Origin of the sequence: Tardiphaga sp. (genome assembly GCF_044340795.1) — a bacterium.
Lineage (GTDB): Bacteria > Pseudomonadota > Alphaproteobacteria > Rhizobiales > Xanthobacteraceae > Tardiphaga.
Window position 1 is genome coordinate 1 of record NZ_JBIISY010000338.1, and the last position, 5,085, is coordinate 5,085.

General features: G+C 63.2%; 6 protein-coding genes. All 6 read left to right on the plus strand.

Going from position 1 to position 5,085, the window contains the following annotated elements:
- The first annotated feature begins 61 nt into the window (after positions 1-61).
- Positions 62-934 (plus strand): EamA family transporter, encoded by an 873-nt coding sequence (locus ACIQ17_RS30625; RefSeq protein ID WP_398473243.1) that lies wholly within the window; start codon positions 62-64, stop codon positions 932-934.
- A complete protein-coding gene (locus ACIQ17_RS30630; RefSeq protein ID WP_398473244.1) occupies positions 934-1,542 on the plus strand; it encodes a LysE family translocator in 609 nt (202 codons plus the stop codon). Before ACIQ17_RS30625 ends, ACIQ17_RS30630 begins: the two co-directional genes overlap by 1 nt.
- Before the next feature lie 150 nt (positions 1,543-1,692).
- Complete coding sequence (ilvC, locus tag ACIQ17_RS30635) at positions 1,693-2,712, plus strand: ketol-acid reductoisomerase (RefSeq protein ID WP_398473245.1); 1,020 nt, start codon at positions 1,693-1,695, stop codon at positions 2,710-2,712.
- Positions 2,713-2,802: 90 nt separating this feature from the next.
- Positions 2,803-3,660, plus strand: coding sequence for an SDR family oxidoreductase (locus ACIQ17_RS30640; RefSeq protein WP_398473246.1), 858 nt, complete (start codon positions 2,803-2,805; stop codon positions 3,658-3,660).
- A gap of 53 nt (positions 3,661-3,713) precedes the next feature.
- Positions 3,714-4,457, plus strand: a complete 744-nt coding sequence (locus tag ACIQ17_RS30645; protein WP_398473247.1) for a FadR/GntR family transcriptional regulator — start codon at positions 3,714-3,716, stop codon at positions 4,455-4,457.
- 148 nt (positions 4,458-4,605) lie between these two features.
- Positions 4,606-5,085: ABC transporter substrate-binding protein (locus ACIQ17_RS30650; protein WP_398473248.1), on the plus strand; the 480-nt coding region annotated here is incomplete at its 3' end.

The window sequence follows — 5,085 nt, forward strand, 5'->3', positions numbered from 1 at the left end:
TACCGGCGTCGCCGCCATCACCCGCGGCGCGGAGGGGATGTAACTTCCGCGCATTGTCGTCATGAAACCCTTCGACATCTTCCTGGCGGTCGCCGTCGCTGTGATCTGGGGCGTCGGCTTCGTGCTGACCCGAATGGCGGTCGACGAGATGTCGTCGACGCTGCTCACCACGCTGCGCTTCGGCATCACGGCGCTGCCGTGCCTGTTTTTGCCGATGCCGAAATTGCCTTGGCAGGTCGTCGTCGCCACCAGCTGGTTGCTGGTGGCGCAGTTTCTGGCGCAGACCTATGGCATGGCCCATGGCGTGCCGGCGGGGCTGACCTCGGTGATCGTGCAGAGCCAGGCACTGTTCACGGTGGCGCTGGCGGCGCTGCTGCTGAAGGAGTTGCCGACACGGCAGCAGGTGCTTGGCATCGTCGTCGCCATGGCCGGACTCATGATGATCTGCTTCACCGTCGGCTATGACTTCAGCGTGTTTCCCTTCGTCGTGCTGATGACGGCGCCGATCAGCTTCGCCTTCTCGAACCTGCTGCTGCGTCGTGCGCAGGGCGTGCCGATGCTCGATCTGTTTTCATGGATCAGCCTTGTTGCACTCGCGCCGCTGCTGGTCGTGCTGTTCACCGTGGATGGCGCCGTTGCCACCTGGCATTCGCTGACCCATGTCTCGCTGAAGGCCATCGCCTGCGTGCTGTTCCTGGCGCTCGTCGGCACCTCGCTCGGCTACTGGATCTGGGGAAGGCTGCTGCGCGATTACTCCGCCGCCCAGGTGGTGCCCTTTGCGCTGCTGGTGCCCTTCATCGGCGCGGCTGCCTCCAGCCTGACTTTCGGCGAGACGTTCGGTCCGCTGCGCCTGAGCGGCATGATCGTGGTCGTGCTCGGCATTGCCGTGATGCTACTGTCGCGCCGTCCACCACCGATGCGCGAGGTGGCGTGATGGAGTTGTCGCCACATCTGCTCTGGGCGTTTCTGGTGTTCGCCGTGGTGATGTTCTTCACCCCCGGGCCGAACAACATCATGCTGCTTACCTCGGGCCTGAATTTCGGCTTCCGCCGCACGTTGCCCCACGTGGCCGGGGTCACCTGCGGCTATGCTTTCATGATCGGCGTCACCGGCCTCGGTCTCGGCGCCGTCTTCGCCTCGCTGCCTTGGCTGCAGACAGCGCTGAAATATGCCGGTGCCGCTTATCTGGTCTATCTCGCTTACGCCATTGCGCGCTCCGGCCCGCCGGAGCCGGGAGAGGCCGAGCGGAGGCGGCCCATGAGCTTCATCGGCGCGGCGCTGTTTCAGTGGGTCAATGCCAAGGGCTGGGTGATGGCCATCAGCATCATCACCGCCTATGCGGCGATCTCTGCCTATCCGTGGAATGTCGCCCTGCAGGTGGCGGTGTCGCTGCTGATCGGCGCGATGTCGTCGGTGACCTGGGTTCTGTGCGGCACCGCCTTGCAACCGCTGGTCAAATCCCCGCAGGCCGTGCGCATTTTCAACGTCACCATGGCAATATTATTGCTCGCTTCGCTCTATCCCGTGCTGGCCGAGATATGAGTACGAATTCGCCAGCAAAATCACCGTCGCGGGCTTGTCTCGCGGCATCCGTCGCCCTAGAAACCGGCGGCAATTCACGGTCATTGGCCAGCCGGCAGTGACCTTTCGACCAGGCGCTTGAAATAAAGTTGCCGAACAGAGGAACGACCCATGCGTGTTTATTACGATCGCGACGCCGACCTGAACCTGATCAAGGGCAAGAAGGTCGTCATCGTCGGCTATGGCAGCCAGGGCCACGCCCACGCGCTGAACCTGAAGGATTCCGGCGTCAAGGAAGTCGTGATCGCGCTCCGCAAGGGCTCGGCCTCGGCCAAGAAGGCGGAAGCCGCCGGCTTCAAGGTGATGGAAGTCGCCGAAGCCGCCAAGTGGGCCGACCTGGTCATGGTGCTGACCCCGGACGAACTGCAGGGCGACATCTATCGCGAGCACCTGCACGACAACATGAAGAACGGCGCAGCGCTCGTCTTCGCCCACGGCCTCAACGTCCACTTCAACCTGCTCGATCCGCGCGAAGACCTCGACGTGCTGATGATCGCGCCGAAGGGCCCGGGCCACACCGTGCGTTCGGAATATCAGCGCGGCGGCGGCGTGCCCTGCCTGATCGCGATCCACAAGGACGTCTCGGGCAACGCCCATGACCTCGGCCTGAGCTACGCCTCGGCCGTCGGTGGTGGCCGCGCCGGCATCATCGAGACCTCGTTCAAGGAAGAGTGCGAAACCGATCTGTTCGGCGAGCAGGTCGTCCTCTGCGGCGGCACCGTCGAGCTGATCCGCGCCGGTTTCGAGACGCTGGTGGAAGCCGGCTACGCGCCGGAAATGGCCTACTTCGAATGCCTGCACGAATTGAAGCTGATCGTCGACCTGATCTATGAAGGCGGCATCGCCAACATGAACTACTCGATCTCGAACACGGCCGAGTATGGCGAATACGTCACCGGCCCGCGCATCGTCACCTCGGAAACCAAGGCCGAGATGAAGCGCGTGCTGACCGACATTCAGTCGGGCAAGTTCGCCCGCGACTGGATGCTGGAGAACAAGGTCAACCAAGCCTCGTTCAAGGCGACCCGCGCCCGCGCCGCCGCACATCCGATCGAGGAAGTGGGTGGCAAGCTCCGCGACATGATGCCGTGGATCAAGGAAAAGGCACTGGTCGACAAGAGCAAGAACTAAGCGCTAGATCGCACGTAGCTTCCAACGGGACCGCGGCAGCGCGGTCCCGTTTTTTGTTTGATAACGAGGATCGATCTCCGAGGTGATCTCATGCGCTCCGTCGTCATTACCGGCGTTTCCACCGGCATCGGTCACGCGACGGCCGGACATTTGCTCGCCAGTGGTTTTCGCGTCTTCGGCAGCGTTCGCGAGCCAGCCGATGCCGAGCGCTTGCAAGCCAAATTCGGCGCGCACTTCACGCCATTGCTGTTCGATGTGACGGATGAAGCCGCGGTGAGGGGGGCTGCCGATCAGGTCCGCGCGGCACTCAATGGCGAAATGCTCGCCGGCCTCGTCAACAATGCCGGCGTGGTCGTGCCCGGCGCGCTGCTCGATCTCGATGTCAGCGAATTCCGTACCCAGATTGATATCAACGTGCTCGGCCCGGTGATCGCTACAAAAGCCTTCCTGCCGCTGCTCGGGACTGACACGTCGCTGAAGGGCACGCCCGGCCGCATCGTGATGATGAGCTCGGTCTCCGGCCAGTTCGGCAATCCCTTGCTGTCGCCCTACAGCACCTCGAAATTCGCGCTCGAAGGCCTGAGCGAAAGCCTGCGCCGCGAACTGATGCTGTTCGGCATCGACGTCATCACCATCGCGCCAGGCCCCGTGCGCACGCCGATCTGGGACAAGGCGGAAGCGCTCGACATCAAGCGTTTCGCGAATTCTCCATATCTGCCGGCGCTGACCAGGCTACGCGGTATGCTCGCGCAGATGTCATCCAAAGGCTTGCCGCCGGAGCGGATCGCAGCGCTTGTTCATCGCGCCGTGACGGACGCCAAGCCCGGCGCCCGCGTGATCGCGTCGCCAGAGCCGGTCCAGACTTTTATCGCCGGTCTGCTGCCAAGGCGCTGGGCGGACCGGATCATTGCCGGGCAGCTCGGACTGTCCGCCAAACCGCGCTCCTAAGCCGCACATACAGCGGGTTGATCTGGTAGGGCCAGATTGGTAAGCTCCTTGGTATGACCACAACCCTGACCTCCGAAACCTCCGATACCGTCCGCAAAACGCTGGAATATGTCCGGCATCACCGGCTCGCCAAGGGCGACCGGCTGCCGTCCGAGCGCAATCTGTCGGATCGCTTCGGCGTCACCCGCAGCTCCGTGCGCGAGGCGCTGGCGGTGCTGGACGCCATGCGCATCACCGAGCGCAAGGCGAAGTCGGGCATCTTCCTGCGCACCACGCCGGATGATGGCGGGCTCGATGCGCTGGTGCTGCAGGCCGATCTCGGCATGGCTTTCGATGCGCAGCTCACGCGCGATGCCATCGAGGCGCGCATCATCTGCGAGGAGCAGGCGTTCCGGCTGGCCTGCCAGCGTCGCACCGATGCCGATCTCGCCAAGCTGAGCGGATTGCTCGACACCTATGCCGTGCTCGCCGCCAATGACCGCAACATGGCCGACGAGGATGTCGAATTCCATCTCGCCGTGGCCGCCGCGAGCCAGAATCGCATTCTCGTCCGCACCATCACGCCCTTGATGCTGATGAGCACGCGCGGGCGTCGCCGCTATTTTGCATCGGCCGAGTTGCGCCAGCGTTCGCTCGATGATCATCGCGCGTTCTTCGCGGCCATCGAAGCACGCGACGAGGCCTTGGTCGTGAAGCTCGTGCATGACCACGTGCACACGGCGGCCGCCGACATTCAGGCGCTGAACGAAGCCGCCGCCGAGGCGCAGGATGCGGGGATACCAGATACAGGCACCTAGAGCATGATCCCGAAAAGTGGATACCGGTTTTCGGATCGGACCATGCTCTGAAAATATGACGGCCCGCCAACAATCCCGATCAACGGGAGGGCCCGGACTTCACGCGGCAAGGTCCGCACCCACAGGAAACGCAAAAGAAGGACAGAAAATGCGTATCTCGACGACGTCATTGGCCGTGCTCGCGGCAGCAAGCCTCCTGGCGGCCAGCCCCGCACTGGCGCAGAAGAAATACGGCCCGGGCGCCAGCGACACCGAAATCAAGCTCGGCAACACTGTGCCCTATAGCGGCCCGGCTTCAGCCTACGGCATTCTCGGCAAGTCCTATGCAGCCTATTTCAAGCTGATCAATGATCAGGGCGGCATCAACGGCCGCAAGATCAATTTCATCAGCTATGACGACGGCTACTCGCCGCCGAAGACGGTGGAGCAAACGCGAAAGCTGGTCGAGAGCGACGAGGTGATGGCGATCGTCGGCAATGTCGGCACCGCTGCGAATGCGGCAATTCAAAAGTATCTCAACGCCAAGAAGACGCCGCAGCTCTTCCTCGCCACCGGCGCCACGCGCTGGAACGATCCGAAGGGCTTTCCATGGACCATGGGCTGGTTGCCGAGCTACCACGCCGAAGCG